A 25,862-nucleotide genomic window follows, 5' to 3' on the forward strand; every position below is an offset into this window, starting at 1 on the left:
GTATGACAGCGGTGACCTTTTTCACCATCTATAACACCTGGGATCGCTTTGATTATGACTATCACTGGATCCTCGGGCTGCTGACCTTTATCTCGACCATCGCGACGCCGCTGTTTTTTGTCGTGGCCGGCTATCTTGATGCGCAGACGCGCCACGATGCCAACTGGCAAATTGGTAAAATTAAAAGCGTGGTCATCGTCTTTCTGTTTTGGGTGACGGTCTATTATGTCTGGGAGCCTTACCAGCGCGGCTACCTGATCCAGCCCTGGTTTATTTTCGCCCTGATTGTCATCTATACCTTTCATCCTTTGATCGCCTGGCTCAGCCAGCGGCGCGGGCTCTTTTTCGCCGTGCTCCTGACGCTGCTGTGCTGCTCCTACGGTTACGACCTGCTCTCGGTGATCTACCCGGACAGACATCTTTTCAGTTTGCCGCCGCAGTATCGCCTGTGGACATGGCTACTGTTTTATTTAACCGGGCAGTTGTTTAACGATCCAAAGGTCGCGGGGTGGATACGCAACCCACAGGTGATTAAAGGGTCGATTATCGCCCTGCCCTTTGTCTATTTATTTACCTGGTTTTATGAACGCCATTTCTTCTTCGCCCTGTTTAAAGCAGATCGTAATGCGTTCATTCTCACGGGATCGCAAATTTATATCCTGATCGTCCTGCTGGTGATCGCCGCTAACGCCGTGCAGTTTAAAAAGAACCGCGAGTGGAAAGAGGCCGTGCTGGCGACGGTCAGTAAAGCGATGACCGGAGTTTATATCCTCCACTATTCCGTGTTTCACCTGCTGGTGATGCTCATCCCTGTGCATTCGCTAGCCACCAAGTTGGGGGTAATAGCGCTGACCTTTGTCCTGTCGGTGCTCATTTCCCTTGCCGCGCTCTCCAGTACGCTGCTCAGGAAGGTGATTACCTTGTAACCGACAACGGGACGATTTAGCGGAAGCTCCACTGGATACTAATCACAAACACGCTGGGAATAATAATGCCGCTTTCAACGGCGAAATAATCGGTGAAGTTATACTGGATAGCGTGGTAGATATAGGGTGAAAAGCCGATCCCCGTGGCGTCCTTAAAGTCTTTATAGGAGCCATGATCGCCGCAATGCTCGAAGGCGTCGAAGAAGAATTCGCCGGTATAGCCGTAAACGCCTTTGAAGGTCCACCCGCTGCCGCTGTGGTACCAGTCTCTTCTCACCCCCAGCGCCAGGCAGCGATCGTTGAAGCTGTTATTCATAGTGCCAAGCAGAAGGCTGTATTTGGAGTCTGCAGAGAATTTCCGCTCCACTGAGAAAAAATGATTTTCGAAATTCTCTGTATATTGTCCGTGATTATTGGTCAGATGGTAAACATAGGAACCGGTATTCACCGAATAGAGGTTAAGTTCGTTCGCCTGCGCGAGAGAGACTAACCCGGCCAGGAGCATCACGCTTTTACCGCGCATTTTCCCTCCTCAGTCCTCAAGGCCTGTCCAGGGACAGAAAGCTTTTGCCGTATTTACCGGTCGTGACAGGGGTATAAGACTCGACAGGGAAATGGGGGAAAGATAACGATGCCAAACCGCCGCGTCGTTACCAAAAAGCGTAGCACAGCCCTTATTCGCCAACAAATCGAATGGGCCGTTTACGACATGGCAGACGTTACCCCTTTACCTTACTGTGCAAAAAGCAGACAAAGCCTCATCATATTTTCCGCTATGCTCAGACTCCGACGCGGAAGAAAGCCACCTGTCGACGACAACGTTGCTGTTTACCCCTTCGCGCGTCGGCGCAATTTCATGCATTTCGCCAGCCATGACAGAATTTTCACAATTGGCTTTCTTCTACCATCATCAGCTTCTTCCCGCTGGTTTTACAGCGAAATCCTGCACAACCCGACTTTTCTGTACAAGTTATCACTTAATAAAATCATTATAAATCAACCAATTAAAACACACACAAAAAATAAGCCGTTACGTTGTACATATAGTAATGAAAAAAGTTGTACATAGTGAAATCAGCGTCTATAGTTTTGGAGTGTTAACTGCTTGTTGCGCAACAAAGCGGGGAAGCTTGACGATTGCGCAGCGAGTCGGACGGTGGTTCCTGGTTATACATTTTCTGTTCGTGACTTGGCGCGTACCAACGGTACGCTGCGACTTTTATTGTCTGTTTGCTTTATACGTGGGAGAGTTCGAGCTATGCATATTAAAAATACCATTCCAGCAGAGTTTGTCTTCAATTCGGCCCTGATGAAGAATATTGAGAATACGCTCATTAAGCAGCACAGAACGGTAAATAATGAGCGGATGATTACGGAAATCCAGCATCGTCTGCAAACGGAAAGTAACGAAATACTTTCCGATCTCTATCTGCAGGCGCTGGATATGCTGTACAGCAAACCTCATCATTAAATAAATCCACTGTGCTGGCAGCAGGCTTCGACCTGCTGTACCGGCGCGCCTGGGTCTCTATCGGCTAACTGAGGCAAAAAAATGTCACACCATAATACTTGCTATCGTTCTGAGCATTACGATCTGTGGTTTGATAATGGTTTTCTTCTCTATGGGATGTCGCTGATCCTGAATAGCCTGCCGGCATCTTACTTCCGCAAAAAACATGTTTTCTTCACCAGCGACAATTATTTCGCGGTACTGCAGCACAACTATAATCGGCGGGATACATTATTTATTCTGTTAACCGAAGGCAACGATCTTAATTTTCTTAGTGAACTGCCTATGCTGAGCTTACCGGCCAACTCGACGCCGGAAGAGTTAAAGATATTTCTGCATCAACCCACCCGCTATTACAAAACCCATCCGGCGCCAGGCGCCTCGGTGCAGTTTACCGAGCGGGAAAAGAAAGTTATTCAACTTATCAGCAATGGCGAAGCAGTCGCCAGCATTGGCCGGTCGCTAAACCTGCATATAAAAACCATTTATCAGATCCGGCTGAATCTGATTAAAAAGCTCGGCTGCAGCGGTAGAACCGATTTTTTTAATATCAGCCGCAGCGAAACGTTCAAATCCTGGAGCCAGATTCACCTGTAACCAAGCACTCAAGCCCTGATCCGCACCACGGATCGGGGCGCTTAATTTTGGCCGTGAAAATGGATGCTGAAGCCCTGCTCCTGCCAGTGGCTGAGCAGCTCCTCCTGCAGAGGCGTGGCGGCACGTCCGGTCCAGACGAAAATATGCTGCCCGGGAAATAGCTCAGGCCGCGGCGACTCCAGCGGTTCGGCGAGAACGTTGACATGCCAGCCGCGTTGGGAAAGACGCCATGCCTCCAGCCACAGACGCGTCCTGTCCTCATTGCTCCAGCCCACCAGCAGCGTCTCTTTGCCATTTTTTTTACGCGCTTCGGCGAGAAACAACGCTACGCAGTCAATTAACAGGCCGTCCAGCATGCTGCTAATCACCAGCGAGGTATTCTGATCCAGCTTGAGACGCTGTCGTACCGGCACTAACAGGCTATCGATGAGGGTGTCGACGGGGTGTTGATGACTGAGCGCCATTAATTTGGCGCGGATTCTGGCGGGCTGCATATAACGCAGAATGGACATCATCTCTTCCTGAAGATGCGCGGATTCGTCGCGCGCCGCCGGCAGGTTATCCTCCAGCAGCGCTTTGACTTTCCCTACTGATACACCGCGCTCTATCCAGCGCTTGATCTCTTCGATACGCAGGATATCTTCTTCATCAAATTGTCGATGCCCGCCTTCGCTACGCTGCGGTTTCAGTAGACCGTAACGACGCTGCCAGGCGCGCAGTGTGACCGGATTGATTCCGCAACGTTCGGCGACTTCACCGATACTGTAAAACGCCATAGCAGCCTCACATCAACCTGATACCTTAATACCTAAACTAACGAATTCAGGCATCCTGTACAACTCTATTTTCTTGTACAGATAAAGATATCAGGTTGCGGCTCACAGCGCCCGGGAAAAAAGATGAAAAAATGTTTAGCTGATTTCGCGGTGGTTCATTTTTTCTCCGGCCATGCGACGGCGGGTAGGCCCCCCAGGCGCGCGCTGGCGAACAAATTGCCCTGAAACTGTGAAATACCGGCTGATTCCAGCCACATCCACTCTTCAGCACGCTCAACGCCGACGGCTGAGACCGCAATCTCCAGAGAAGTACAGCATTTGATAATCGCCTGTACAATCGACTGGCGCGGTCCGTCCTGGTAGATATTGCGGATCAGCTCATGGTCGATTTTAATTCTGTCGGGTTGGTATTGCGCCAGCAGCGATAGCCCGGCAAACCCGGCGCCGAAGTGATCGATGGCAAGATTAATTCCCGCGCCCTTCAGTTTGCGCACCGCATCGGTAAAATCGTCCATCCGCGAAATCACTTCCCGCTCAGTGAACTCGACAATAATCTGCTCCGGAATAAGGTCATTGCGACTAATTTCGTCGAGCAGGAAAGCCACCGCATTCGGCGCTTTGACCATGGTCATTGGCAGTAAATTAATGCTTAACGCCTTATTACGTAAACCTAATTTTCCCGCCAGCGACAACGCCACCCGTTTACTGTGCAGGTCAGCGAGATAAATATCGTCCCCGGTCAGCCCGGCAAAATAGGCGCCGGGGGATTGCCCGTCCGGTGTACGCAACAGCGCTTCCCACGAAATAATTTCGCAGGCGAAAGGGTCGACAATCGGCTGGAAGGCAAAGGAACAACCTTCCGTATTATCGATAATCGGGGTATCAGGATAGAACGTCTCCTTATCAGGAATAAAAACCCAACTATCTGCGGAAGGAATCTCAAAATAGTTCGCTTTTTCTGTGGCTTCGACAAAAGTACGGAAAAATTGCAGCGCCCGGTCATCATAGGTGAGCTGATATTTTGACGTCCCCCGGTCCATCACCGCCTGCAGAACTTCCTCGCGATCGTGTTCGCGTAAATCAAACAGTTCCATCCCGACCTTACCAAAACGACGGGACGGCGCATAATCGCAAAGCAACTCCACCAGATTATAGTGGCGAGGATCCTGGCAGATATGCTGATAAATATCCTGAACCTTTTCTTCAGGCCCCTCAATGAGTTGAAAAAAATGCGTCCCGTTAAAAAGTAAAATACCGGTGACGTCCGCCTGCCCATTTCTTTCGTTTGCCCTGGCGACCATGGCCTCGATCGATTTGAATGAGACATTGTCGCAGATATGGCTGCGATAAATGATGGTGGTTAGCATAGTGATTCCAGATGGGAGGGATGAGCATTCACAGTAGCAGTTATCAGGCTAAGGGTCTCGTAAAACTACGTTTTGTCTTAACAAAAAAGATACACTAAAAATCCCTTTTTTGTGCAAGGTTTTCCCTTTTTTTCTTTCCTTGTACAACATGCAACGCTAAACCCCACCTTTACAAGCCAGAACCGCGTCAGGCAAAAAAAAATTAAACGATTAAAAATCATATAGTTAAACTAACATGAATCATTATTGTGCAACTTTGTGTGTACAGGTTAATAATTATTGTATAAGTTTAATGGCAGTTAACAGATGAATGAAATGAAAGGAGCACATATGCAGCAGAATGGTTACATTCCAGATACAGCGAACGCAATTGCCCAGTATTTCAACAAAGCATCTTTGCCTTCCCAGCAGGAAACCCTGGGTCAGATCGTGATGGATATTCTTAACGAAGGGCGTCATCTCAACCGCAAAGCGCTATGCACCAAACTGTTGAGCCGCCTGGACCGCGCTCGCGCGCCGGAGGAAGAGAGCCACTATCAGACCTTAATTGGTCTGCTGTTTGCTGGCCAGGAATAACGTCATCGATCGTCGCCTGTTGCAGCGCCGCAGTAGCAGATGAGGGGCGATCGCTTCCACAAACCTGCTGCTGACCTGAATGCCCGTTCGCCTATTCAGGAAAAGGGTGGCATGCATAGAGACGGTTATGAATAACAGTGAAACTGAGGAAATAACCGATGAAATCATCGGCGAGGCGGTTCTAGCGCTTCTGAAAACGAATCGCCCGATTACCACCCCGACCCTGCTGGTTCGACTTCGGTTAATGCAGGCGACAGAACCAGATCGCCAGCGTAGAAAGATCATCGCTGCCGTGATCGAAGAAATTTGCGCGAAGCTTATCCGTCAGCGGAAGTACGCGCCTTTACAGGTAAAGAAAATCAATGGCCGTTGGGAAACCAGAGGTTCGCTGGCGCCAGACAGCATGCCGTCGGAAGCTAAAAAGATCCACTGATTATCCCAACCATGGTGAATTAAACAGAGTGAGAATGTGATGAGACAGACTATGCATCAGCAACCAGATATTTACGCAAGACTGCAGGACACCGCGCTCTCCGACTATTTCCGTAACGCCGGTGATAAACTGGTTGATGAGTCCGCCGTCATGTCGCTCGCCATCAACAGTATTCTCCAGTCCGAGGGTCACCTGAACAATAAGGCCATTATTTTATGGCTGATTCAGGCGCTGGAAACCACCGATGACGTGGTGACCGCGGACGTGATCCGAAAAACACTGGAGATTGTCGTTGGCTACACCATGGACGATATCTAACGTCGCCACGCTTCTGGCCCGCCAGGACAACGCCTTCTCCGCAGAGCCTGTCCGCTCTGAGCAAAAAAAACCTCGCTAAGGCGAGGTTTTTTCTTTTACCTGATGGCGGTTCAGTGGGCGTTGACCACCACCCACATCGGCCCCTGCCCAACCGCATAGCGGCCTTTCTCCTGCAGCAGTCCCTGCTCACCGACGATGTCGTACACCGCGATATGGTGCGACTTCTGCCCGGCGGCAATGAGATATTTACCGCTGTGATCGAGGTTAAAGCCGCGCGGCTGGGTCTCGGTAGGCTGATAGCCTTCCACCGCCAGCACGCTACCATCTTCCGAAACGCTGAACACCGTGATGATGCTGGCGGTACGATCGCAGGCGTAAAGATGACGGCCATCCGGGGTGATATGAATATCCGCCGCCCAGCGCACGCCGCTAAAATCAGGCGGCATCATATCCAGGGTCTGTACACATTCGATGTTGCCCTTAGGATCTTTCAGCTCCCAGACGTCAATCGAGCTGTTTAGCTCATTGACGCAGTAACCATACTGCTGGTTGGGATGGAATACCATGTGACGCGGACCGGCGCCCTCGACGGTCGTCACTTCCGCGGGCTCCTGTGCCGAGAGGAAACCATCGTCGCTGAGGGTAAACAGGCAAATGCGATCCTGCTTCAGCGCCGGCACCCACAGGGTGCGATTATCCGGGGAGATATTGGCCGAGTGGCAGCCTTCCAGCCCTTCCACCACGGTGATGGTTTCGCCCGGCAGGCCATCGTGCAGCGGGGTCACGCTCACACAGCCCTGATTGTAGGAGGCGCTGAAGACAAAACGGCCATGGTGATCCGTAGAGATATGGGTCGGGCTGCCCGGCAGCGCAGCTTCGCCCGCAAAGGTTAACGCCCCGTTATCCGGCGTGATGCGATAGGCCAGCACGCGAAACTCCGGACGAACGCCAACGTACAGAAATTCCTTGTTGGGGCTGACCACCATCGGCTGGACCTGCCCTGGGGCATCAACCACCTGCACCAGCGTCAGTTTGCCGTCCGCTTCAAGACTCCAGACATGGATTTGTTGGCTTTCCGGGCTGGCGGTATAAACGGTTTGTTTCATGACTACTCCTTCCCTCACTGCACGTGGAATTTTCATTTTCAGGATAACAGCACCCTGAAAATTATAAGACATCCGCCCATGATACTCGCATCGTCCGCCGAATTTCCGCCGGACGGCGGCACAAAGGGCATACAGACATTCACGGCAGATGTGGAAAAATTGGTCCTGACGCCACGGCGGTGTACCATCATGGCCAGGTCACTTTTCAACATCAACCGGAAATAACACATGACAACACGCGTGATTGCCCTGGATTTAGACGGCACCCTGCTTACCAGCAAAAAAACCATTCTGCCCGCGTCGCTGGAGGCGCTGGCCCGCGCCAGAGAGGCAGGCTATCAGGTCATCGTCGTCACCGGACGTCATCACGTCGCTATCCATCCTTTTTATCAGGCACTGGCTCTCGATACACCTGCAATTTGTTGTAATGGCACCTATTTGTATGATTATCACGCAAAAAAGGTTTTGGCCGCCGATCCTATGCCGGTAGAGCAAGCGGTAAGCCTCACTGCCATGCTCGCCAAACAGCAGATCCACGGCCTGGCATATGTGGACGACGCGATGCTTTATGAACACCCCACCGGGCATGTGATCCGCACCCGCAACTGGGCGCAGGCGTTACCGGAAGATCAGCGTCCGGTTTTCGCTCAGGTCGATTCGCTGGCGCAGGCGGTTCGCGAAGTTAACGCGGTATGGAAATTCGCTCTCACCGATGACGACATTCCCCGCCTGCAGCGGTTTGCGCAGCAGGTTGGCGAGACGCTGGGCCTCGAGTGCGAATGGTCGTGGCACGATCAGGTAGATATCGCGCGCGCCGGCAACAGCAAAGGCAAACGCCTGGCGCAATGGGTGGCCGACCAGGGGCTGTCGATGCAGGATGTGGTGGCCTTCGGCGATAACTGCAACGATCTTAGCATGCTGGAAGCGGCGGGCACCGGGGTGGCGATGGGCAACGCGGTGGACGAGGTGAAAGCCCGCGCCAACATAGTCATCGGCGACAATGAGTCCACCAGCATCGCCGAGTTTATCTACCGCCAACTGCTGTAATCAGGCGGCGATCGACACGCTTTTGATCTGGGCAAACACCTGCTGACCTGGCGCTATCGCCAGGTCGTCCCGCGCCCATGGGCTAATCCTGGCCCATAGCAGACGGCCACTCACTCTGAGCTGCACTTCAATCTGTCCGTTGACCTCCAGACACTGAGCCACCTCGGCGCGCAAGATATTGCGGATGCTGGTCCCGGACGGCTGGGCCAGTGTCAGCGAAACGTCCGACGCCTGAATGCGGATCCGTGCGGTGTCGCCTGCGGGACGTTCGAGCCGGTTGACCCACAGCAACTGGTCCCCCAGCGCCAGGGCCGTCATCGCATACTGCGGGTGCTGCGCGGCGACGGTGGCGCTAAGGATCGTACTCTGCTGTTCCGCCGGCAGCCAGGGGTGCATCACGCTGCTGCTCCAGACCTCCTCCAGCGGACCGAAAGCTTTCACCTTACCGGCCTCCAGCACCAGCACACGATCGGCCAGATGCTGGATCTCATCCAGCGAGTGGCTGACGTAGAGCATCGGAATATGGATCTCCTGCGCCAGCCGCTGCAGGTAGGGCAACAGTTCGCGTTTGCGCGGAATGTCCAGCGAGGCCAGCGGCTCATCCAGCAGCAGTAGCTCCGGCGCGGTCAGCAGGGCGCGGCCGATGGCCACTCGCTGCTTTTCGCCGCCGGATAACCGGCCCGGCAGACGATCCAGCAAGGGCGCAATCCCCAGCAGTTCCACCAGCTTATCGAACTGGCTGACCATGGATTTCGCCATCCCATACTGCAGATTGCCGCGCACTTTATAATGGGGAAACAGGCGCGCATCCTGAAAGACATAGCCGATACGGCGCTGCTCCGGCGCCAGGCAGATACGCTGCGCGGTGTCGTTCAGCACCCTGCCGTTGAGCACGATCCGCCCCGCCTGGGGTCGGGTCAGGCCGCTGATGGCGTTAATCAACGAGGTTTTGCCCGCGCCGGAGACGCCAAAGACGGCGGTGATCCCGCTGGCGGGCAGAGTTTCACAGATCTGCAGGCAGTGGCTACCGAGGGTCTGGGTAAAGTCCAGCTCCAGCATCATTATCCTCCCATGCGCTGGCGGCTTACGCGGGCCAGCCATTCCGAAATCAGCAGCGAAACCAGCGCCAGACCGATGGCGATGAGGCAGAGGCGGGCCGCCGCCCCCTCCCCGCCCGGGGTTTGAATCAAGGTGTACATCGCCGAAGGGAGGGTGCGCGTTTCACCGGGAATATTGGAGACGAACGTGATGGTCGCGCCAAACTCCCCTAACGAGCGGGCGAAGGCCAGCACCGTGCCGACAATAATCCCCGGCAGAGTCAACGGCAACGTAATGGTCAAAAATACCCGCCAGCGGCTGGCCCCGAGGGTTCTCGCCGCTTGCTCCAGTTTGACGTCCACCCCTTCCAGCGCCAGGCGAATGGCGCGCACCATCAGCGGGAAAGACATCACCGCCGCCGCCAGCACCGCCCCGCGCCAGCTAAAAGCAAAGCTGATGCCGAACCAGTCATACAGCCAGCTGCCAATAAACCCGCGCCGCCCCATGGCCACCAGCAGCAGGTACCCCACCACCACCGGAGGCAGCACCAGCGGCAGATGGAGAATACTGTCGAGCAGTGCCTTGCCGGGAAAGGTGCGCCGGACCAGCAGCCAGGAAAAAAAGATGCCAAAGGGCAGGCTCAAGGCCACCGCCAGGGAGGAGACTTTCAGGCTCAGCAGCACCGCCTGCCATTCGGGTTCGCTCAGAAACATCAGCGGGTGGTAAATCCGTAACGTTTAAAGATAGCGGACGCTTCCGGCCCTTTCAGGTAGTCATAGAAGGCGCTCACGGCCGCATTGCGGTGCCCATCGACAATCGCCAGCGGGTACTCGACTTTCTGATGCGAGGCTTCCGGGAAGGTGCCGACCACTTTCACCCCCTTGCTGGCCACGGCATCGGAGCCATAGACAATCCCCAGCGGCGCTTCGTTGCGCTCCACCAGCGCCAGCGCACCGCGCACGTCTTCAGCCGGGGCGAGCTTCGGCGACAACGTCTCCCAGGCACCGAGTTTCTGCAGTGCCTCTTTGGCATAGATACCGGCCGGGACATGCTGTGGATCGCCCACCGCCAGACGGCCTCCTTTCAGCAGGCTGGTCCAGTCGGTTTTCTCATCAATGGTTATCGCCCCCTGCGCACTGGCTTTCGGCGCGACCACTACCAGGCTGTTGCCAAGCAGAGTGGCGCGGGTTGCCGGATCGATGGCCTTTTTATCTGCCGCGTAATCCATCCATTTCTGATCGGCGGAGATAAACAGGTCCGCTGGCGCACCCGCTTCTATCTGCCGCGCCAGCGTCGAAGACGAGGCAAACGACGACACGACCTCGACGTTTTTTTCTTTCTTGTACGCCTGGGCAATATCCTGCATCGCGTTGGTTAACGATGCGGCGGCGAAAACGGTCACTTTACCCTCTGCCGCCAGCGCCTGACCCGCGACGCACAGCGTGAATGATACCCCGACAACCCCGCGTAACCAAGAACCTGCCATCTTACTCTCCTGTCAATGCGTTATGTAGTCGATAATATAACGATATGCGAAGCGTTTTTATAGTGATACAGGACAATAAAACGAAGGGAAATGATACAGGAGGGAAATAGCACAGCGCCCGGTTAAACCGGGCGCCGGGAAATCAGTGATTTTGCTGGCTGCGATCTTTGTGGCCTACGCCGGAGAAGAGGTTGAACACTTCGCCAAGACCGTAAATCAGTCCCAGGATGACCGCCATCACCACCGGTACCATGATGACCGCAAAAACCAGACTTTTCAAAAGCTCTAACATGGTTCACTCCAGATAGTATGATTTCCTGATTGTAACGATTTCAGCCGAAAAAACACGTCCCATTTGTGCGGTGGGTAATGACCAACCGCGCAGAGAGGTTTTGCAAGTGGGCGACTATCGGTCACAATACCCTTTTTTGTCAGGAAACGATTATGCAGGCCGAAATTCTTCTTACCCTTAAGCTACAGCAGCGCCTGTTTGCCGATCCGCGGCGGATCGCCCTGCTCAAACAAATTGACCAGACCGGTTCGATAAGCCAGGGGGCGAAGCATGCGGGTATCAGCTATAAGAGCGCTTGGGATGCCATCAATGAGATGAACCAGCTCAGCGAACAGCCGCTGGTGGATCGCGCCACCGGCGGAAAGGGCGGCGGCGGCGCGGTGCTGACCCGCTACGGGCAGCGTCTGATCCAGCTGTACGATCTGCTTGCGCAGATCCAGCAGAAAGCGTTTGATGTACTCAGCGATGACGATGCCCTGCCGCTGGATAGCCTGCTGGCGGCCATCTCGCGCTTTTCCCTGCAGACCAGCGCCCGCAACCAGTGGTTCGGCACCATTACCGGCCGCGATCGCCAGCATGTGCAGCAGCACGTGGAAGTACTGTTGGCTGACGGAAAAACCCGCCTGAACGTCGCCATCACCGCCCAAAGCGCTGAGAAGCTGGGACTCGATGAGGGCCAGGAGGTGCTGGTCCTGCTCAAAGCGCCATGGGTCGGCATCACCCTCGATCCCGCAGCAGCCCGCCAGGCCGATAACCAGCTGTCGGGACGTATCAGTCATATCGAATGCGGGTCCGGACAGTGCGAAGTACTGATGACCCTGGCGGACGGTCAAACCCTGTGCGCCACCCTGCCACAGGCGCAGGCCGCTGGCCTGGCGGAAGGAACGGAGGCGATCGCTTACTTCAATGCCGATCGCATCATTCTCGCGACGTTATGCTGACCCCATTGACATTACGCGCCTGAAGTCGTATCCCTGATGCACATCGCTGCAAAAAATGGGATACATCATGTCATCATTGCAAATTTCGCAAGGCACGTTTCGCCTGAGCGATACAAAGACCTTAAAAATAGACCACCTGAGCGTGGCGGCGGGTGAAAGCTGGGCGTTCGTCGGCAGCAACGGCAGCGGCAAATCCGCCCTCGCGCGGGCCCTGGCAGGCGACCTGACCCTGCTCAGCGGCCAGCGCGAAAGCCACTTCTCCCGCGTGACCCGCCTCTCCTTCGAACAGTTGCAGAAGCTGGTCAGCGACGAGTGGCAGCGCAATAACACCGACCTGCTCAGCCCAGGCGAAGAAGACACCGGCCGCACCACCGCGGAGATTATCCAGGATGAGGTGAAAGATCCTGCCCGCTGCGCGCGCCTGGCCGAACAGTTTGGCATCAGCGCCCTGCTGGACCGCCGGTTTAAATACCTGTCGACCGGGGAAACGCGTAAGACCCTGCTGTGTCAGGCCCTGATGACCGATCCGCAACTGCTGATCCTCGATGAACCTTTCGACGGTCTCGACGTCAACTCCCGCCAGCAGCTGGCTGCCCTGCTGGCCGACCTGCACAGCGCCGGCATCACCCTGGTGCTGGTGCTCAACCGTTTCGATGAGATCCCGGAGTTTGTGCAATTCGCCGGCGTGCTGGCTGACTGCACCCTCAGCGAGACCGGCGAGAAGTCTTCCCTGCTGCAGCAGGCGCTGGTCGCCCAGCTGGCGCACAGTGAAAAACTGGACGGCATCACCCTGCCGGAGCCGGATGTCCCACCGGCCCGTCATGCGCTGGCAGACTCGGCGCCGCGTATCGTGCTCAACGACGGCGTGGTCTCCTATAACGATCGCCCGGTCATCAATCACCTCTCATGGACCGTGAATCCGGGCGAACACTGGCAGATCGTCGGTCCCAACGGCGCCGGTAAATCTACGCTGCTGAGCCTGGTCACCGGGGATCATCCGCAGGGCTACAGCAACGATCTCACGCTCTTTGGCCGCCGGCGCGGCAGCGGTGAGACCATCTGGGATATTAAAAAGCATATCGGCTACGTCAGCAGCAGCCTGCATCTGGACTACCGGGTCAGCACCAACGTCCGCAACGTCATCCTGTCGGGCTATTTTGACTCGATCGGCATTTATCAGGCGGTCTCCGACAAGCAGCATAAGCTGGTGCAGCAATGGCTGGATATTCTCGGCATCGATAAGCGCACCGCCGACGCGCCGTTTCACAGTCTGTCGTGGGGCCAGCAGCGGCTGGCGCTTATCGTCCGCGCGCTGGTGAAGCATCCAACCCTGCTGATCCTCGATGAACCGCTGCAGGGGCTGGACCCACTCAACCGCCAGCTGGTGCGCCGCTTTGTCGACGTGTTGATTGGCGAAGGGGCCACACAGCTGCTGTTTGTCTCGCACCATGCGGAAGATGCCCCGGACTGTATTACCCATCGCCTGGCGTTCGTTCCCAGTGGAGACGGTTACACTTATCAACTCGGCCCCGTGGCCTGACGCCCCCTGCCGGGGATCGAAAGATCCCTGGTATTTTTCAGAAAAATAGCGCCAAACAAACCTAATACATTGAATTAAAATTAAAAATATAAAATTTACGTTATTTATACCCCCAAGTGTAAACGATTCCACTAACTTGCCCTATGTCACACTTTTCACTTCTTTGATATGCTATCTTCCTCACAAACGATAAGCCGAATGGAGCGAATCATGAAAGTTCTGGTTACAGGTGGTAGCGGTTACATTGGAAGTCATACCTGCGTTCAACTGCTGCAGCAGGGACACGAGGTGGTGATCCTCGACAATCTCTGCAACAGCAAGCGCAGCGTACTGCCGGTGATTGAACGTCTCGGCGGCAAAGAAGCCACCTTTATTGAAGGCGATATTCGTAACGAAGCGCTGATGACGGAGATCCTCCACGATCACGCCATTGAGGCAGTGATCCACTTCGCCGGGCTGAAAGCCGTCGGGGAGTCCGTCGCCAAGCCGCTGGAATATTACGACAATAACGTCACCGGCACACTGAAATTAGTCTCTGCCATGCGCGCCGCTGGCGTGAAGAACTTTATCTTTAGCTCCTCCGCTACCGTCTACGGCGATCAGCCGAAAATCCCGTATGTCGAAAGCTTCCCGACCGGCACCCCGCAAAGCCCCTACGGCAAAAGCAAGCTGATGGTGGAGCAGATCCTGACCGACCTGCAGAAAGCCCAGCCGGAGTGGAGCATTGCCCTGCTGCGCTACTTCAACCCGGTCGGCGCCCACCCGTCGGGCGACATGGGGGAAGACCCGCAGGGGATCCCGAACAACCTGATGCCCTACATCGCCCAGGTCGCCGTTGGCCGTCGCGAATCGCTGGCCATTTTTGGTAACGACTATCCGACCGAAGATGGTACCGGCGTGCGCGATTACATCCATGTGATGGACCTCGCCGATGGCCACATCGCGGCCATGGAAAAACTGGCTGACAAAGCCGGGGTGCATATCTACAACCTTGGCGCCGGCGTCGGCAGCAGCGTGCTCGACGTAGTCAATGCTTTCAGCAAGGCCTGCGGCAAACCCATTAACTACCATTTCGCGCCGCGCCGCGATGGCGACCTCCCGGCCTACTGGGCGGATGCTGCCAAGGCCGACCGCGAGCTGAACTGGCGCGTAACGCGCAACCTGGACGAAATGGCGCAGGACACCTGGCACTGGCAGTCCCGTCATCCGCAGGGTTATCCAGACTAAGGAACCTTCATGAGCGTATTTAACCCCGTTGACCATCCACATCGTCGTTATAACCCGTTAACCGGACAGTGGATTCTGGTTTCTCCGCATCGCGCCAAGCGCCCCTGGCAGGGGGCGCAGGAAACGCCGGCAAAACAGACCTTGCCGGCCCACGATCCGGACTGTTTCCTGTGCCCGGGCAACACCCGGGTGACCGGCGACACCAACCCGAATTACACCGGTACCTACGTATTTACCAACGACTTTGCGGCCCTGATGACCGACACCCCGGACGCACCGGAGAGTGACGATCCGCTGATGCGCTGCCAGAGCGCCCGCGGCACCAGTCGGGTGATCTGCTTCTCGCCAGACCACAGCAAAACGCTGCCGGAACTGAGCCTTGAAGCGTTGGAAGACGTGGTTAAAACGTGGCAGGAACAGACCGCGGACCTCGGGAAAAGCTACCCGTGGGTGCAGGTTTTTGAAAACAAAGGGGCAGCGATGGGCTGCTCCAACCCTCACCCGCATGGTCAGGTGTGGGCCAACAGTTTCCTGCCCAATGAAGCGGAACGGGAAGACCGTCTGCAGAAAGAGTATTACGCCGCACAGGGCCAGCCGATGCTGCTGGACTATGTGCAGCGCGAACTGGCCGACGGCAGCCGCACGGTGGTGGACACCGAGCACTGGCTGGCGGTGGTGCCCTACTGGGCCGCCTGGCCGTTCGAAACGCTGCTGTTGCCGAAAGCGCACGTGCAGCGCATAACCGATCTCACCGACGCCCAGCGCAGCGATCTGGCGCTGGCGTTGAAAAAGCTGACCAGCCGTTACGACAACCTGTTCCAGTGCTCATTCCCCTACTCCATGGGCTGGCACGGCGCGCCGTTTAACGACGAAGACCATAACCACTGGCAGCTTCATGCCCACTTTTATCCGCCGCTGCTGCGCTCCGCGACGGTCCGCAAGTTTATGGTTGGTTATGAGATGCTGGCCGAAACTCAGCGCGATCTGACCGCCGAGCAAGCTGCCGAACGACTGCGCGCCGTCAGCGACGTCCATTTTCGTGAATCCGGAGTGTAATGATGAGTCTGAAAGAGAAAACCCAAACCCTGTTCGCTGACGCCTTCGGCTACCCGGCCAGCCATGTCATTCAAGCGCCAGGCCGCGTCAACCTGATCGGCGAGCATACCGATTACAACGACGGTTTTGTGCTCCCCTGCGCTATCGACTACCAGACGGTGATCAGCTGTGCGCCGCGCGACGATCGTACGGTGCGGGTGATTGCCGCTGATTACGACAATCAGACCGATGAGTTCTCTCTCGACGCGCCGATTATCAGCCACGACACCCAGCAGTGGTCGAACTATGTCCGCGGCGTGGTAAAGCATCTGCAGCAGCGGAACAGCCACTTTGGCGGCGCGGATCTGGTGATCAGCGGCAATGTACCGCAGGGTGCGGGGTTAAGCTCCTCAGCCTCGCTGGAAGTCGCCGTCGGCACCGTGTTCCAACAGCTGTATCATCTGCCGCTGGATGGCGCGCAAATCGCCCTCAACGGCCAGGAGGCGGAAAACCAGTTCGTCGGCTGCAACTGCGGCATCATGGATCAGCTGATTTCAGCGCTGGGCAAAAAAGACCACGCGCTGCTGATCGACTGCCGTTCGCTGGGCACCAAAGCCGTCTCGATGCCGAAAGGCGTGGCGGTGGTGATCATCAACAGCAACTTTAAGCGTACCCTCGTCGGCAGCGAGTACAACACCCGTCGTGAACAGTGCGAAACCGGCGCGCGCTTCTTCCAGCAGCCCGCCCTGCGCGATGTCACCCTTGAGCAATTTAACGCCGTCGCCCATGAGCTGGATCCGGTGGTCGCGAAGCGCGTACGCCATGTGCTGACGGAGAATGCCCGCACTGTGGAAGCCGCCAGCGCCCTCGAAAAAGGCGACCTGAAGCGGATGGGTGAGCTGATGGCAGAGTCCCACGCCTCGATGCGTGATGATTTCGAGATCACCGTCCCGCAGATCGACACCCTGGTGGAGATCGTTAAGGCCGCGATCGGCGATAAGGGCGGCGTGCGCATGACCGGCGGCGGCTTTGGCGGCTGCGTGGTAGCGTTAATCCCGGAAGAACTGGTCGATACCGTTCAGCAGGCCGTTGCCAACGAGTATGAAGCGAAAACCGGTATTAAAGAGACATTCTATGTCTGCAAACCGTCGCAGGGGGCTGGCCAATGCTAACGCAAACCACCGCGCTGGCCCCGGACGGTCAGCCATGGCAGCAGGTGACCCTGCGCAATAAGTCGGGGATGACCGTCACCGTGGCGGACTGGGGCGCGACGCTGCTCAGCGCCGAGGTGCCGCTGGCCGATGGCAGCCTGCGCCGACCGCTGCTGGGCTGCGCAAAGCTAGAAGACTATGCTCGCCAGGCCGCATTTCTTGGCGCCTCGGTAGGCCGCTACGCCAACCGTATCGGCCACAGCCGCTTCCCGCTTGACGGCCAGGTCGTCAACGTCACGCCGTCAAACGACGCGGGCCACCAGCTCCACGGCGGCCCGGAAGGGTTTGATAAGCGCCGCTGGCGCATTGTCCGCGCCGACGAGCAGGAAGTGCTGTTCGCCCTGACCTCGCCCGATGGCGATCAAGGCTTTCCGGGCACCCTGCAGGCCACCGCGCACTATCGTCTGAGCGACGACAACCGCATCGCGATTACCTATCGCGCCACCGTGGACCAACCCTGCCCGGTGAATATGACCAATCACGTCTATTTCAACCTCGACGGTGAGCAGGGCGATGTGCGCCAGCATCAGCTCCAGATCCTCGCCCAGAGGTATCTGCCGGTGGAAAGCGACGGTATCCCGGGTGGCGAACTGAAAGATGTTGCTAACACCAGCTTTGATTTCCGCCAGCCGAAAACCATCGCCGCCGACTTCCTCGCGGATGCCGATCAGCAAAAGGTGAAGGGATACGATCATGCCTTCCTGCTGGATGCCAAAGGCGACGCCAGCCAGCCTGCGGCACAGGTCTGGTCGCAGGATGGCAAGCTGCAGATGACGGTCTATACCTCCGCTCCGGCGCTGCAGTTTTACTCCGGCAACTATCTCGGCGGCACCCCGTCGCAGACGACGGAGCCCTACGCCGACTGGCAGGGACTGGCGCTGGAGAGCGAATTCCTGCCGGATTCGCCGAACCATCCGCAATGGCCGCAGCCGGACTGTGTATTACGTCCGGGCCAGGAGTACGTCAGCCTGACGGAATATCAGTTTATCGCCCGATAATCGCCAGCGCCCTCCATCAGGGGGCGCTGCTTTTCGTCCCCGCCCTCCTCTCTGCCGCCTCTTTTTTCAGCAACCTGCTCTATTTTCCGTCACCAAAGGACAAAAAAATAACCTGTGTATTACAAGCACCTTACACTGCGCCACTATTTTCGCTATGGTTAGGGATAAGCATTGCCGTGCGCCAAATCACGGCAATATAATGAGAATAGTTATCAATCAATAACACATACACCATCACATTCAGCGCGCCGTTCGCGGCGCGAGGGATGGCGTGTAGAGAGGAGTGAGAGAATGGCTGTAACTAAGCTGGTACTGGTTCGTCATGGCGAAAGCCAGTGGAACAACGAAAACCGCTTCACCGGTTGGTACGACGTGGATCTGTCCGAGAAAGGCGTTAGCGAAGCGAAAGCAGCGGGTAAGCTGCTGAAGGCTGAAGGCTTCAGCTTTGATTTTGCTTATACCTCCGTGCTGAAACGTGCCATCCACACCCTGTGGAACGTGCTGGACGAACTGGATCAGGCCTGGCTGCCGGTTGAGAAATCCTGGAAGCTGAACGAACGTCATTACGGCGCGCTGCAGGGCCTGAACAAAGCGGAAACCGCTGAGAAATATGGTGACGAGCAGGTTAAACAGTGGCGTCGCGGCTTCGCTGTCACTCCGCCGGAGCTGACCAAAGACGACGAGCGCTACCCGGGCCACGATCCGCGCTATGCAAAACTGACCGACGCCGAACTGCCGACCACTGAAAGCCTGGCGCTGACTATCGACCGCGTCGTGCCTTACTGGAACGAAACCATTCTGCCGCGCCTGAAAAGCGGTGAGCGCGTGATCATCGCCGCTCACGGTAACTCCCTGCGCGCGCTGGTGAAATACCTCGACAACATGGGCGAAGACGAGATCCTCGAACTGAACATCCCGACCGGCGTACCGCTGGTATATGAGTTCGATGAAAACTTCAAGCCGATCAAACATTACTATCTGGGTAACGCGGAAGAGATCGCGGCGAAAGCTGCTGCCGTCGCCAACCAGGGTAAAGCGAAGTAATTTCTCCTGGTGAGAACAAAAAAGCGTGGAAATCTCCACGCTTTTTTTATGACCTGCGCTAGCGCGGAGTAGCTTAGCCGCGGCGGGTTTTCACCGCTTCCGCCAGCTGACGCAGGATCGTTTCGGTATCCTCCCAGCCGATGCAGGCGTCGGTGACGCTCTTGCCGTAGGTCAGCGGTTCACCGCTCTCGAGGCTCTGGTTGCCTTCCACCAGATGGCTTTCAATCATCACGCCCATAATGGCGCGCTCGCCGCCGGCGATCTGCTGGCATACGTCGGCGCCCACTTCCATCTGCTTCTTGAACTGCTTGCTGGAGTTGGCATGGCTGAAGTCGATCATCACCTGGGCCGGAAGACCCGCTTTCGCCAGACCGATTTTCACCTCCGCCACGTGCTTCGCGCTGTAGTTAGGCTCTTTGCCGCCGCGCAAAATAATATGGCAGTCGCCGTTACCGCTGGTATTCACGATGGCGGAGTGGCCCCACTTGGTGACCGACAGGAAACAGTGCGGCGCGCCGGCGGCGTTAATCGCATCGATAGCCACCTTGATGGTGCCATCGGTACCGTTTTTAAAGCCCACCGGGCAGGAGAGTCCGGAGGCGAGCTCACGGTGCACCTGGGATTCGGTGGTCCGCGCGCCAATGGCGCCCCAGCTCATCAGATCGGCGACATACTGCGGGGTGATCATATCGAGGAATTCCCCCGCCGCCGGCAGGCCGCTGTCGTTAATGTCCAGCAGCAGTTTGCGCGCGATGCGCAACCCGTCGTTGATGCGGAAGCTGTTATCCATATGGGGATCGTTGATGAGCCCTTTCCAGCCGACGGTGGTGCGCGGTTTTTCAAAATAGACCCGCATGACGATCTCGAGCTCGCCCTTCAGCGCCTCGCGCAGGGTCAGCAGGCGGGCGGCATACTCTTTCGCCGCTGCCGGATCGTGAATAGAACAAGGCCCAATCACCACCAGCAGACGGTCATCGTCGCCTTTGAGGATCTGATGGATCGCTTTGCGAGCATGTGCAACGGTGTTTGCAGCATTTTCGGTAGCAGGGAATTTTTCCAGGAGCGCAACGGGAGGTAATAATTCGTTGATCTCTTTAATGCGTAAATCGTCGTTCTGATAATTCATCTTCTTTCCAGCGTTGCCATACTTATTCAATGAAATGCAATCCCTCCAATCTATCTCTTCGCTGAAATAGTGTAAACGTGATTTTACAGTAGTGATGGAATAATCCTGGAAATAGGCAAAAATACGCCATAAAGTAGCGAAACCAGGCTCATGAACTACAATATTTAACTGTTAAAGCTAATTAAGTCTTACGTTTCAGGATAATATAGTGACACTGCGATCGTCTGCGGAGTCTTAAACCATAGCGAGTCAGATTCCTGGCACACTCACCGCGGGAAGCGCATTTCCCCTTCCCGGCTTAACAGGAGTATCCGATGAATATGAAAAAACTGACGACCCTTTTGCTCACCGCCACCTTAGGTCTTGCCAGCGGCGCGGCCCTGGCGGCAGACACCGGTGCCCAGTCCAATAATGGCCAGGCCAACTCTTCCGCGGATGCCGGTCAGGTGGCGCCGGATGCCCGTGAGAACGTGGCGCCGAACAACGTGGACAATAGTCAGATCAACTCTGGCTCTGGGGGCACCACGGGCTCGACGATGACCCAGGATAATATGTCGAGCGATGAGGTACATAAAAACTCGATGTGTAAAGACGGCCGCTGTCCGGACACCGGTAAAAAACTGGACAACGGCGGCAATACGACCCAAGACAACAGCAAAACCGACGGCACCACCCAGTAACACATGAGGTGGGCAGATCGAAGAAAAGGCGAGCCGGTCTCGCCTTTTCTTCGTTTTTTATCGCTCTCTGTTTATGATGTCATAGCGTAATAATGATAACTATTAAGGGACGACACTATGGCGCACTCGCATTCGCACTCCTCTGTCCAGGCTCCGGATAACAGCAACGCCCGCCGGCTGCTATGGGCGTTTATCGTCACCGCCGGCTTTATGCTGATTGAAGCCGTCGGCGGCGCGATCTCCGGCTCGCTGGCCCTGCTGGCGGATGCCGGCCATATGCTCACCGACTCCGCCGCTCTGCTGTTTGCGCTGCTGGCGGTTCGCTTCGCCAGCCGCCCACCAAATGCCCGCCATACCTTTGGCTGGTTGCGTTTAACCACCCTGGCGGCGTTTCTCAATGCTATTGCTCTGGTGGTGATCACCATGCTGATTGTCTGGGAGGCGATTCAGCGCTTCCAGCATCCGCAGCCGGTAGCCGGCGTGACGATGATGGTCATTGCAGTCGCCGGTCTGCTGGCCAACGTGCTGGCGTTTTGGATCCTACATCGGGGTAGCGAGGAGCGGAATCTTAACGTACGCGCCGCAGCGCTACACGTGCTTGGCGACCTGCTGGGCTCGGTCGGCGCGATCGTGGCGGCCGTGGTGATCCTCACCACCGGCTGGACGCCTGTCGACCCGATTCTTTCCGTGCTGGTTTCCTGCCTGGTATTACGTAGTGCCTGGCGATTACTGAAAGAGAGTCTGAATGAATTGCTGGAAGGCGCGCCGCGTTCGCTGGATGTGGCGGCCCTGCAGCGGGATATCCGTCGCTCTATCCCGGAGGTACGCGATGTTCACCACGTCCACGTCTGGCTGGTGGGGGAAAAACCGGTGATGACGCTCCATGTACAGGTCGTTCCACCGCACGACCATGACGCGTTACTCAACCGCATCCTGCATTTCCTGGAACATAAATATGAAATTGCGCATGCCACGGTGCAGATGGAGTACCAGCCCTGCAGCGGCCCGGAGTGCCATCTCAACACGATGCACGCCGGGCACGATCATCACCACCACCATTAGCCAGAAAACGCGTGAGAACCTCGCTCACGCGCGCTGTTTATCCACATCCGGCTGCCGTTCAACGCAATGAACGTCAGCAAGAGGTATTCCAGCGACATGGCATAGACGCCCTGACGGGCAAAAATCACCACGCTTATCACGTTGACGATCACCCACAGCAGCCAGTTTTCAACATACTTGCGGGTCATTAAGATCATCGCCACCACCGACAGCACCGTCATACAGGAGTCCCAGAACGGGAAAGCATCCGGCTGCAGTTCCGGCATAGTGACCTGCAAACCGAGCGCTTGCATCAGGCTGACCGCGATCCGCGTCAGGAAAGCAAAGAACGGGTTGATAAACAGGGTCAGCAAGCCGATCGCTACCACGCAGGCCGCCAGCCAGCCCAGCGCTTTGCTGCGCGGCAGCCAGCGGATCTGCAGCTCAGCCTCATGGTTGCTGCTTTGTCGCGACCATGCATACCAGCCGTAAACGTTAGCGGCAAAAAAGAACAGCTGCAGCAGCAGGCTGGCGTAAAGCTGGATCTGAAAGAAGATGATGGCGAACAGCGTGACGTTGACCAGCCCGAAAGCATAGTTACTGATCTTCTCCAGGCTCGCCAGCCAGATACACAACAGCCCGGCAATCGTCCCCACGGCCTCTATCCAGGAGAGATCGTACCCCCCAGCGCCGATGGGTATATGTACTAAAATATTCTGCGTGCTAAAAAAATCCATTTCCTCCCCTCAGCGTCTGGCGACGCGACAATAGGTTATCCCCGTAGTGTAGCCGCAAAATCCAGCATCCGGTTAAGGGGAATTAATGCGCCGGTTCGCAGCGCTTCGTCGACATGGATTTCATGTTCGGCGCCGCCCTGCTCGAGACCCTCGGCAATGGCTTTCAGGCCATTCATCGCCATCCACGGACAATGCGCGCAGCTGCGGCAGGTCGCCCCTTCGCCGGCGGTGGGCGCTTCCAGCAGCGTTTTCTCCGGCACCGCCTGCTGCATTTTATAGAAAATACCGCGATCGGTGGCCACGATCAGCTGGCGCTGGGGCAGGCTTTTCGCCGCCGCAATCAGCTGGCTGGTGGAGCCTACGGCATCGGCCATCTCAACGATCGCCTGCGGCGACTCGGGATGGACCAGCACGGCGGCTTCGGGATGCAGAGCCTTCATCCGCATCAACGCCTGGGTTTTAAACTCGTCGTGCACGATGCACGCCCCCTGCCAGCACAGCACGTCTGCGTCGGTCTGACGCTGAACGTAGCGCCCAAGGTGGCGGTCCGGCGCCCAGAGGATCTTTTGACCAAGACTATCCAGATGGTCAATGAGTTCCACGGCGATGCTGGAGGTCACCACCCAGTCGGCGCGGGCCTTCACCGCGGCGGACGTATTGGCATAGACCACGACGGTGCGGTCAGGATGGGCGTCGCAAAAGGCGTTGAATTCCTCAATCGGACAGCCCAGATCCAATGAACACTCGGCGTTCAGTGTCGGCATCAAAATGGTCTTTTCCGGGCTGAGGATTTTGGCGGTTTCCCCCATAAAACGCACCCCGGCGACCAGCAGCGTGGAGGCCGAATGGCGGGCGCCAAAGCGCGCCATCTCCAGCGAGTCGGCGATACAGCCGCCGGTCTCTTCCGCCAGCTGTTGAATTTCAGGATCGGTGTAGTAATGCGCCACCATCACGGCATCGCGCTCGCGCAGCAGGCGCTTGATTTTTTCGCGGTAAAACTGCTTTTCGTCGACGGTCAGCGGCTGCGGTTTAGCAGGGAAAGGATAAATCGCCGTTTCAGGATCAAACATTACGCTCATCATGCAATCTCGTTTTACTGGCTTAACTCTACAACCGTCAGTATGGCCTGTCGGCGGCTTAATACGGTCATGGTGTTTTATATGCTAAACAAGATAGCCGATTACGAGCTAAAAGTCGTGATGAATTTTGTACATCAAACCCTATTCCCGGGGACGGTGCTGCGCATCTGCCCGAACGACCGGTTCGTATCCTGTGCAGGCACGATAAGCGCAGCGTGACCGTGGGAAAATGATGAATTAAGAAAGTATTAACATTGATGAGTGGCAGGGAAATGCAGATAGCAAAAAGGCGCCTTTTTACATTGGTGGGTCGTGCAGGATGACTCGGCTTCGCCTCGCCCTGCGGGCCGTCGCCGCAAGCGGCTCCGTTGTCTCACTACGTTCGACCCGAACCTGCTGCAGAGAAACTCGTCTCATCCTGAGACTCGCCCTGCGGGCCGTCGCCGCAAGCGGCTCCGTTGTCTCACTGCGTTCGACCCGAACCTGCTGCAGGTTCGAATCGTTGAGTTCTGCGCATAGCAAAAAGGCGCCTTTAGGGCGCCTTTTTACATTGGTGGGTCGTGCAGGATTCGAACCTGCGACCAATTGATTAAAAGTCAACTGCTCTACCAACTGAGCTAACGACCCCTTGCGGGATTTTACTGCTGCCATCATTCAGGATGGTGGGTCGTGCAGGATGACTCGACTTCGCCTCGCCCTACGGGCCGTTGCTGTCGCAACGTTATCCTTCACGTTCAGCATCTGGGTTAAATGCTGAAATTGGTGGGTCGTGCAGGATTCGAACCTGCGACCAATTGATTAAAAGTCAACTGCTCTACCAACTGAGCTAACGACCCGCTCTGGTACTACCTGAATAACTTCACTCGACACCAATTCAGAAATTGGTAGGTCGTGCAGGATGACTCGGCTTTGCCTCGCCCTTCGGGCCGTTGCTGACGCAACGTTATCCTTCACGTTCAGCATCTGAGTTAAATGCTGAAATTGGTGGGTCGTGCAGGATTCGAACCTGCGACCAATTGATTAAAAGTCAACTGCTCTACCAACTGAGCTAACGACCCGAGTGGTGGGTGATGACGGGATCGAACCGCCGACCCCCTCCTTGTAAGGGAGGTGCTCTCCCAGCTGAGCTAATCACCCGAAACTGCGCTGGATACTACCGATACTGCGTCCACCTACCCCATCATAAAAATGATTGGAGTGCAGGATGACTCGCTTCGCTCGCCCTTCGGGCCGTAGCTGAAGCAACGTTATCCTTCACGTTTAACACCGACGTTCGATGTTAAAGATGGTGGGTCGTGCAGGATTCGAACCTGCGACCAATTGATTAAAAGTCAACTGCTCTACCAACTGAGCTAACGACCCGGTGGTGGGTGATGACGGGATCGAACCGCCGACCCCCTCCTTGTAAGGGAGGTGCTCTCCCAGCTGAGCTAATCACCCGATACTACGCTGGATACTACTAAGCGGTGGGTCGTGCAGGATGACTCGGCTTCGCCTCGCCCTACGGGCCGTTGCTGACGCAACGTTATCCTTCACGTTTTACTATCGCGTTCCACCAGAACGATTGGTGGGTCGTGCAGGATTCGAACCTGCGACCAATTGATTAAAAGTCAACTGCTCTACCAACTGAGCTAACGACCCACTCTGGCATTGCTTTGGGCTTGTTTGATATCCCTTGGCAACGGCGGCATATATTACTGATTTCAGAATTCAGCGCAACTAAAATTTCGA

Annotated in this window: 29 protein-coding genes, 7 tRNA genes and 1 other RNA gene; 17 read left to right on the forward strand and 20 right to left on the reverse strand. The window is 56.1% G+C overall.

Features of this window, described 5'->3' with window-relative positions; all coding sequences use genetic code 11:
- The first annotated feature begins 2 nt into the window (after positions 1 to 2).
- Positions 3 to 926 (forward strand): acyltransferase family protein, encoded by a 924-nt coding sequence (locus tag IB144_RS18280; RefSeq protein ID WP_072157842.1) that lies wholly within the window; start codon positions 3 to 5, stop codon positions 924 to 926.
- 16 nt (positions 927 to 942) lie between these two features.
- Here the strand turns inward: IB144_RS18280 and IB144_RS18285 are convergent, their stop codons facing one another.
- Positions 943 to 1,449 carry a hypothetical protein gene (locus IB144_RS18285; protein ID WP_004893330.1) on the reverse strand — a complete coding sequence of 169 codons (507 nt, stop codon included), beginning with the start codon at positions 1,447 to 1,449 and terminating at the stop codon, positions 943 to 945.
- 204 nt (positions 1,450 to 1,653) lie between these two features.
- A complete protein-coding gene (locus IB144_RS18290; protein ID WP_048270521.1) occupies positions 1,654 to 1,800 on the reverse strand; it encodes a hypothetical protein in 147 nt (48 codons plus the stop codon).
- 384 nt (positions 1,801 to 2,184) lie between these two features.
- Here IB144_RS18290 and IB144_RS18295 point away from each other — a divergent pair, with 384 nt between their 5' ends.
- On the forward strand, positions 2,185 to 2,397 hold the full coding sequence (locus IB144_RS18295) for a biofilm development regulator YmgB/AriR family protein (RefSeq protein ID WP_002895280.1): 213 nt from the start codon (positions 2,185 to 2,187) through the stop codon (positions 2,395 to 2,397).
- Positions 2,398 to 2,478: 81 nt separating this feature from the next.
- Positions 2,479 to 3,033, forward strand: coding sequence for a helix-turn-helix transcriptional regulator (locus IB144_RS18300; RefSeq protein WP_149358931.1), 555 nt, complete (start codon positions 2,479 to 2,481; stop codon positions 3,031 to 3,033).
- A 41-nt stretch (positions 3,034 to 3,074) separates the two neighbouring features.
- Here IB144_RS18300 and IB144_RS18305 read toward each other — a convergent pair whose 3' ends face one another.
- Positions 3,075 to 3,809: a MerR family transcriptional regulator gene (locus IB144_RS18305; protein WP_004176830.1), complete on the reverse strand. Its 735-nt coding sequence runs from the start codon at positions 3,807 to 3,809 to the stop codon at positions 3,075 to 3,077.
- Positions 3,810 to 3,964: 155 nt separating this feature from the next.
- The gene (locus IB144_RS18310) at positions 3,965 to 5,176 is read right to left on the reverse strand and encodes a diguanylate phosphodiesterase (RefSeq protein WP_023302151.1); all 1,212 of its coding nucleotides are present in this window, start codon (positions 5,174 to 5,176) and stop codon (positions 3,965 to 3,967) included.
- Positions 5,177 to 5,506: 330 nt separating this feature from the next.
- Between IB144_RS18310 and ycgZ the strand changes: the two genes are divergently transcribed.
- The 3 genes from ycgZ to IB144_RS18325 all read left to right on the forward strand — a co-directional run bounded on the left by ycgZ (position 5,507) and on the right by IB144_RS18325 (position 6,503).
- Positions 5,507 to 5,752, forward strand: a complete 246-nt coding sequence (gene ycgZ / locus IB144_RS18315) for a regulatory protein YcgZ (RefSeq protein WP_004151693.1) — start codon at positions 5,507 to 5,509, stop codon at positions 5,750 to 5,752.
- A gap of 127 nt (positions 5,753 to 5,879) precedes the next feature.
- The gene (locus IB144_RS18320; protein WP_004147654.1) at positions 5,880 to 6,185 is read left to right on the forward strand and encodes a hypothetical protein; all 306 of its coding nucleotides are present in this window, start codon (positions 5,880 to 5,882) and stop codon (positions 6,183 to 6,185) included.
- A 51-nt stretch (positions 6,186 to 6,236) separates the two neighbouring features.
- The gene (locus IB144_RS18325; RefSeq protein WP_002895168.1) at positions 6,237 to 6,503 is read left to right on the forward strand and encodes a biofilm development regulator YmgB/AriR family protein; all 267 of its coding nucleotides are present in this window, start codon (positions 6,237 to 6,239) and stop codon (positions 6,501 to 6,503) included.
- 110 nt (positions 6,504 to 6,613) lie between these two features.
- Here IB144_RS18325 and pgl read toward each other — a convergent pair whose 3' ends face one another.
- A complete protein-coding gene (gene pgl, locus IB144_RS18330; RefSeq protein WP_004183458.1) occupies positions 6,614 to 7,609 on the reverse strand; it encodes a 6-phosphogluconolactonase in 996 nt (331 codons plus the stop codon).
- Between the two features lie 228 nt (positions 7,610 to 7,837).
- Between pgl and IB144_RS18335 the strand changes: the two genes are divergently transcribed.
- Positions 7,838 to 8,656: a pyridoxal phosphatase gene (locus IB144_RS18335; RefSeq protein ID WP_023279692.1), complete on the forward strand. Its 819-nt coding sequence runs from the start codon at positions 7,838 to 7,840 to the stop codon at positions 8,654 to 8,656.
- On the opposite strand, the gene modC is transcribed toward IB144_RS18335, so the two are convergent.
- The 4 genes from modC to IB144_RS18355 form a co-directional block, all read right to left on the reverse strand.
- The gene (gene modC / locus IB144_RS18340; protein WP_032413389.1) at positions 8,657 to 9,715 is read right to left on the reverse strand and encodes a molybdenum ABC transporter ATP-binding protein ModC; all 1,059 of its coding nucleotides are present in this window, start codon (positions 9,713 to 9,715) and stop codon (positions 8,657 to 8,659) included. It abuts the gene before it with no gap.
- A 2-nt stretch (positions 9,716 to 9,717) separates the two neighbouring features.
- A complete protein-coding gene (gene modB, locus IB144_RS18345; protein WP_002895159.1) occupies positions 9,718 to 10,407 on the reverse strand; it encodes a molybdate ABC transporter permease subunit in 690 nt (229 codons plus the stop codon).
- The gene (modA, locus tag IB144_RS18350) at positions 10,407 to 11,180 is read right to left on the reverse strand and encodes a molybdate ABC transporter substrate-binding protein (RefSeq protein ID WP_064184499.1); all 774 of its coding nucleotides are present in this window, start codon (positions 11,178 to 11,180) and stop codon (positions 10,407 to 10,409) included. The genes modB and modA overlap by 1 nt, the downstream gene beginning before the upstream one ends.
- A 142-nt stretch (positions 11,181 to 11,322) precedes the next feature.
- The gene (locus IB144_RS18355; protein ID WP_002895156.1) at positions 11,323 to 11,472 is read right to left on the reverse strand and encodes an AcrZ family multidrug efflux pump-associated protein; all 150 of its coding nucleotides are present in this window, start codon (positions 11,470 to 11,472) and stop codon (positions 11,323 to 11,325) included.
- A gap of 152 nt (positions 11,473 to 11,624) precedes the next feature.
- Here IB144_RS18355 and modE point away from each other — a divergent pair, with 152 nt between their 5' ends.
- The 7 genes from modE (at position 11,625) to gpmA (ending at position 19,468) form a co-directional block, all read left to right on the forward strand.
- A complete protein-coding gene (modE, locus tag IB144_RS18360; protein WP_065888897.1) occupies positions 11,625 to 12,413 on the forward strand; it encodes a molybdenum-dependent transcriptional regulator in 789 nt (262 codons plus the stop codon).
- Between the two features lie 67 nt (positions 12,414 to 12,480).
- Positions 12,481 to 13,953, forward strand: coding sequence for a molybdate ABC transporter ATP-binding protein ModF (gene modF / locus IB144_RS18365; protein WP_004179072.1), 1,473 nt, complete (start codon positions 12,481 to 12,483; stop codon positions 13,951 to 13,953).
- A 210-nt stretch (positions 13,954 to 14,163) separates the two neighbouring features.
- Positions 14,164 to 15,180, forward strand: coding sequence for a UDP-glucose 4-epimerase GalE (gene galE / locus IB144_RS18370; protein WP_040215839.1), 1,017 nt, complete (start codon positions 14,164 to 14,166; stop codon positions 15,178 to 15,180).
- Positions 15,181 to 15,189: 9 nt separating this feature from the next.
- Positions 15,190 to 16,236, forward strand: a complete 1,047-nt coding sequence (gene galT / locus IB144_RS18375; RefSeq protein WP_002895147.1) for a galactose-1-phosphate uridylyltransferase — start codon at positions 15,190 to 15,192, stop codon at positions 16,234 to 16,236.
- A 2-nt stretch (positions 16,237 to 16,238) separates the two neighbouring features.
- Entirely contained in the window at positions 16,239 to 17,387 is a 1,149-nt protein-coding gene (galK, locus tag IB144_RS18380; RefSeq protein ID WP_004176842.1) for a galactokinase, read from the forward strand.
- Positions 17,381 to 18,424, forward strand: coding sequence for a galactose-1-epimerase (gene galM, locus IB144_RS18385; protein ID WP_004223707.1), 1,044 nt, complete (start codon positions 17,381 to 17,383; stop codon positions 18,422 to 18,424). The genes galK and galM overlap by 7 nt, the downstream gene beginning before the upstream one ends.
- Positions 18,425 to 18,715: 291 nt before the next feature.
- Positions 18,716 to 19,468 (forward strand): 2,3-diphosphoglycerate-dependent phosphoglycerate mutase, encoded by a 753-nt coding sequence (gpmA, locus tag IB144_RS18390; RefSeq protein WP_002895089.1) that lies wholly within the window; start codon positions 18,716 to 18,718, stop codon positions 19,466 to 19,468.
- A gap of 73 nt (positions 19,469 to 19,541) precedes the next feature.
- On the opposite strand, the gene aroG is transcribed toward gpmA, so the two are convergent.
- Positions 19,542 to 20,594, reverse strand: coding sequence for a 3-deoxy-7-phosphoheptulonate synthase AroG (gene aroG, locus IB144_RS18395; protein WP_002895086.1), 1,053 nt, complete (start codon positions 20,592 to 20,594; stop codon positions 19,542 to 19,544).
- A gap of 314 nt (positions 20,595 to 20,908) precedes the next feature.
- On the opposite strand from aroG, the gene IB144_RS18400 reads away from it, so the two are divergent.
- On the forward strand, positions 20,909 to 21,274 hold the full coding sequence (locus IB144_RS18400; protein WP_002895084.1) for a YbgS-like family protein: 366 nt from the start codon (positions 20,909 to 20,911) through the stop codon (positions 21,272 to 21,274).
- A 117-nt stretch (positions 21,275 to 21,391) separates the two neighbouring features.
- Positions 21,392 to 22,336, forward strand: coding sequence for a CDF family zinc transporter ZitB (zitB, locus tag IB144_RS18405; protein WP_004147641.1), 945 nt, complete (start codon positions 21,392 to 21,394; stop codon positions 22,334 to 22,336).
- On the opposite strand, the gene pnuC is transcribed toward zitB, so the two are convergent.
- Both pnuC and nadA read right to left on the reverse strand, forming a co-directional pair.
- Complete coding sequence (gene pnuC / locus IB144_RS18410) at positions 22,333 to 23,052, reverse strand: nicotinamide riboside transporter PnuC (RefSeq protein WP_004151689.1); 720 nt, start codon at positions 23,050 to 23,052, stop codon at positions 22,333 to 22,335. The genes zitB and pnuC overlap by 4 nt on opposite strands.
- A 35-nt stretch (positions 23,053 to 23,087) precedes the next feature.
- On the reverse strand, positions 23,088 to 24,131 hold the full coding sequence (gene nadA / locus IB144_RS18415; RefSeq protein WP_004214506.1) for a quinolinate synthase NadA: 1,044 nt from the start codon (positions 24,129 to 24,131) through the stop codon (positions 23,088 to 23,090).
- Positions 24,132 to 24,200: 69 nt separating this feature from the next.
- Between nadA and IB144_RS18420 the strand changes: the two genes are divergently transcribed.
- Positions 24,201 to 24,350, forward strand: a complete 150-nt coding sequence (locus IB144_RS18420; protein ID WP_032424328.1) for a hypothetical protein — start codon at positions 24,201 to 24,203, stop codon at positions 24,348 to 24,350.
- Positions 24,351 to 24,446: 96 nt separating this feature from the next.
- Here the strand turns inward: IB144_RS18420 and IB144_RS18425 are convergent.
- The 8 genes from IB144_RS18425 to IB144_RS18460 form a co-directional block, all read right to left on the reverse strand.
- Positions 24,447 to 24,552, reverse strand: a non-coding RNA gene (locus IB144_RS18425) — RtT sRNA.
- A 130-nt stretch (positions 24,553 to 24,682) separates the two neighbouring features.
- Positions 24,683 to 24,758, reverse strand: a tRNA-Lys gene (locus tag IB144_RS18430).
- Positions 24,759 to 24,891: 133 nt separating this feature from the next.
- Positions 24,892 to 24,967: transfer RNA gene (locus IB144_RS18435), tRNA-Lys, on the reverse strand.
- Positions 24,968 to 25,113: 146 nt separating this feature from the next.
- Positions 25,114 to 25,189 (reverse strand) — tRNA-Lys (locus IB144_RS18440).
- 3 nt (positions 25,190 to 25,192) lie between these two features.
- Positions 25,193 to 25,268 (reverse strand) — tRNA-Val (locus IB144_RS18445).
- A gap of 149 nt (positions 25,269 to 25,417) precedes the next feature.
- A tRNA-Lys gene (locus IB144_RS18450) sits at positions 25,418 to 25,493 on the reverse strand.
- Between the two features lie 2 nt (positions 25,494 to 25,495).
- Positions 25,496 to 25,571, reverse strand: a tRNA-Val gene (locus tag IB144_RS18455).
- Positions 25,572 to 25,696: 125 nt separating this feature from the next.
- Positions 25,697 to 25,772: transfer RNA gene (locus IB144_RS18460), tRNA-Lys, on the reverse strand.
- Between the last annotated feature and the right edge of the window lie 90 nt (positions 25,773 to 25,862).

It is taken from the genome of Klebsiella sp. K4, assembly GCF_014596785.2.
GTDB lineage: Bacteria > Pseudomonadota > Gammaproteobacteria > Enterobacterales > Enterobacteriaceae > Klebsiella > Klebsiella pneumoniae.

Excerpts from the sequence above, each read along its gene's own strand:
- IB144_RS18320 (WP_004147654.1), top strand. The coding sequence starts at position 5,880 with ATGAATAACAGTGAAACTGAGGAAATAACCGATGAAATCATCGGCGAG.
- IB144_RS18310 (WP_023302151.1), bottom strand. The coding sequence starts at position 5,176 with ATGCTAACCACCATCATTTATCGCAGCCATATCTGCGACAATGTCTCA.
- aroG (WP_002895086.1), bottom strand. The coding sequence starts at position 20,594 with ATGAATTATCAGAACGACGATTTACGCATTAAAGAGATCAACGAATTA.
- modC (WP_032413389.1), bottom strand. The coding sequence starts at position 9,715 with ATGCTGGAGCTGGACTTTACCCAGACCCTCGGTAGCCACTGCCTGCAG.
- gpmA (WP_002895089.1), top strand. The coding sequence starts at position 18,716 with ATGGCTGTAACTAAGCTGGTACTGGTTCGTCATGGCGAAAGCCAGTGG.
- IB144_RS18335 (WP_023279692.1), top strand. The coding sequence starts at position 7,838 with ATGACAACACGCGTGATTGCCCTGGATTTAGACGGCACCCTGCTTACC.
- galM (WP_004223707.1), top strand. The coding sequence starts at position 17,381 with ATGCTAACGCAAACCACCGCGCTGGCCCCGGACGGTCAGCCATGGCAG.
- IB144_RS18300 (WP_149358931.1), top strand. The coding sequence starts at position 2,479 with ATGTCACACCATAATACTTGCTATCGTTCTGAGCATTACGATCTGTGG.
- galK (WP_004176842.1), top strand. The coding sequence starts at position 16,239 with ATGAGTCTGAAAGAGAAAACCCAAACCCTGTTCGCTGACGCCTTCGGC.
- IB144_RS18290 (WP_048270521.1), bottom strand. The coding sequence starts at position 1,800 with ATGGCTGGCGAAATGCATGAAATTGCGCCGACGCGCGAAGGGGTAAAC.
- IB144_RS18355 (WP_002895156.1), bottom strand. The coding sequence starts at position 11,472 with ATGTTAGAGCTTTTGAAAAGTCTGGTTTTTGCGGTCATCATGGTACCG.
- IB144_RS18295 (WP_002895280.1), top strand. The coding sequence starts at position 2,185 with ATGCATATTAAAAATACCATTCCAGCAGAGTTTGTCTTCAATTCGGCC.
- nadA (WP_004214506.1), bottom strand. The coding sequence starts at position 24,131 with ATGAGCGTAATGTTTGATCCTGAAACGGCGATTTATCCTTTCCCTGCT.
- modA (WP_064184499.1), bottom strand. The coding sequence starts at position 11,180 with ATGGCAGGTTCTTGGTTACGCGGGGTTGTCGGGGTATCATTCACGCTG.
- IB144_RS18420 (WP_032424328.1), top strand. The coding sequence starts at position 24,201 with ATGGTGTTTTATATGCTAAACAAGATAGCCGATTACGAGCTAAAAGTC.
- galE (WP_040215839.1), top strand. The coding sequence starts at position 14,164 with ATGAAAGTTCTGGTTACAGGTGGTAGCGGTTACATTGGAAGTCATACC.
- IB144_RS18305 (WP_004176830.1), bottom strand. The coding sequence starts at position 3,809 with ATGGCGTTTTACAGTATCGGTGAAGTCGCCGAACGTTGCGGAATCAAT.
- ycgZ (WP_004151693.1), top strand. The coding sequence starts at position 5,507 with ATGCAGCAGAATGGTTACATTCCAGATACAGCGAACGCAATTGCCCAG.
- zitB (WP_004147641.1), top strand. The coding sequence starts at position 21,392 with ATGGCGCACTCGCATTCGCACTCCTCTGTCCAGGCTCCGGATAACAGC.
- IB144_RS18280 (WP_072157842.1), top strand. The coding sequence starts at position 3 with ATGACAGCGGTGACCTTTTTCACCATCTATAACACCTGGGATCGCTTT.
- IB144_RS18285 (WP_004893330.1), bottom strand. The coding sequence starts at position 1,449 with ATGCGCGGTAAAAGCGTGATGCTCCTGGCCGGGTTAGTCTCTCTCGCG.
- galT (WP_002895147.1), top strand. The coding sequence starts at position 15,190 with ATGAGCGTATTTAACCCCGTTGACCATCCACATCGTCGTTATAACCCG.
- pgl (WP_004183458.1), bottom strand. The coding sequence starts at position 7,609 with ATGAAACAAACCGTTTATACCGCCAGCCCGGAAAGCCAACAAATCCAT.
- pnuC (WP_004151689.1), bottom strand. The coding sequence starts at position 23,052 with ATGGATTTTTTTAGCACGCAGAATATTTTAGTACATATACCCATCGGC.
- modE (WP_065888897.1), top strand. The coding sequence starts at position 11,625 with ATGCAGGCCGAAATTCTTCTTACCCTTAAGCTACAGCAGCGCCTGTTT.
- modF (WP_004179072.1), top strand. The coding sequence starts at position 12,481 with ATGTCATCATTGCAAATTTCGCAAGGCACGTTTCGCCTGAGCGATACA.
- modB (WP_002895159.1), bottom strand. The coding sequence starts at position 10,407 with ATGTTTCTGAGCGAACCCGAATGGCAGGCGGTGCTGCTGAGCCTGAAA.
- IB144_RS18400 (WP_002895084.1), top strand. The coding sequence starts at position 20,909 with ATGAATATGAAAAAACTGACGACCCTTTTGCTCACCGCCACCTTAGGT.
- IB144_RS18325 (WP_002895168.1), top strand. The coding sequence starts at position 6,237 with ATGCATCAGCAACCAGATATTTACGCAAGACTGCAGGACACCGCGCTC.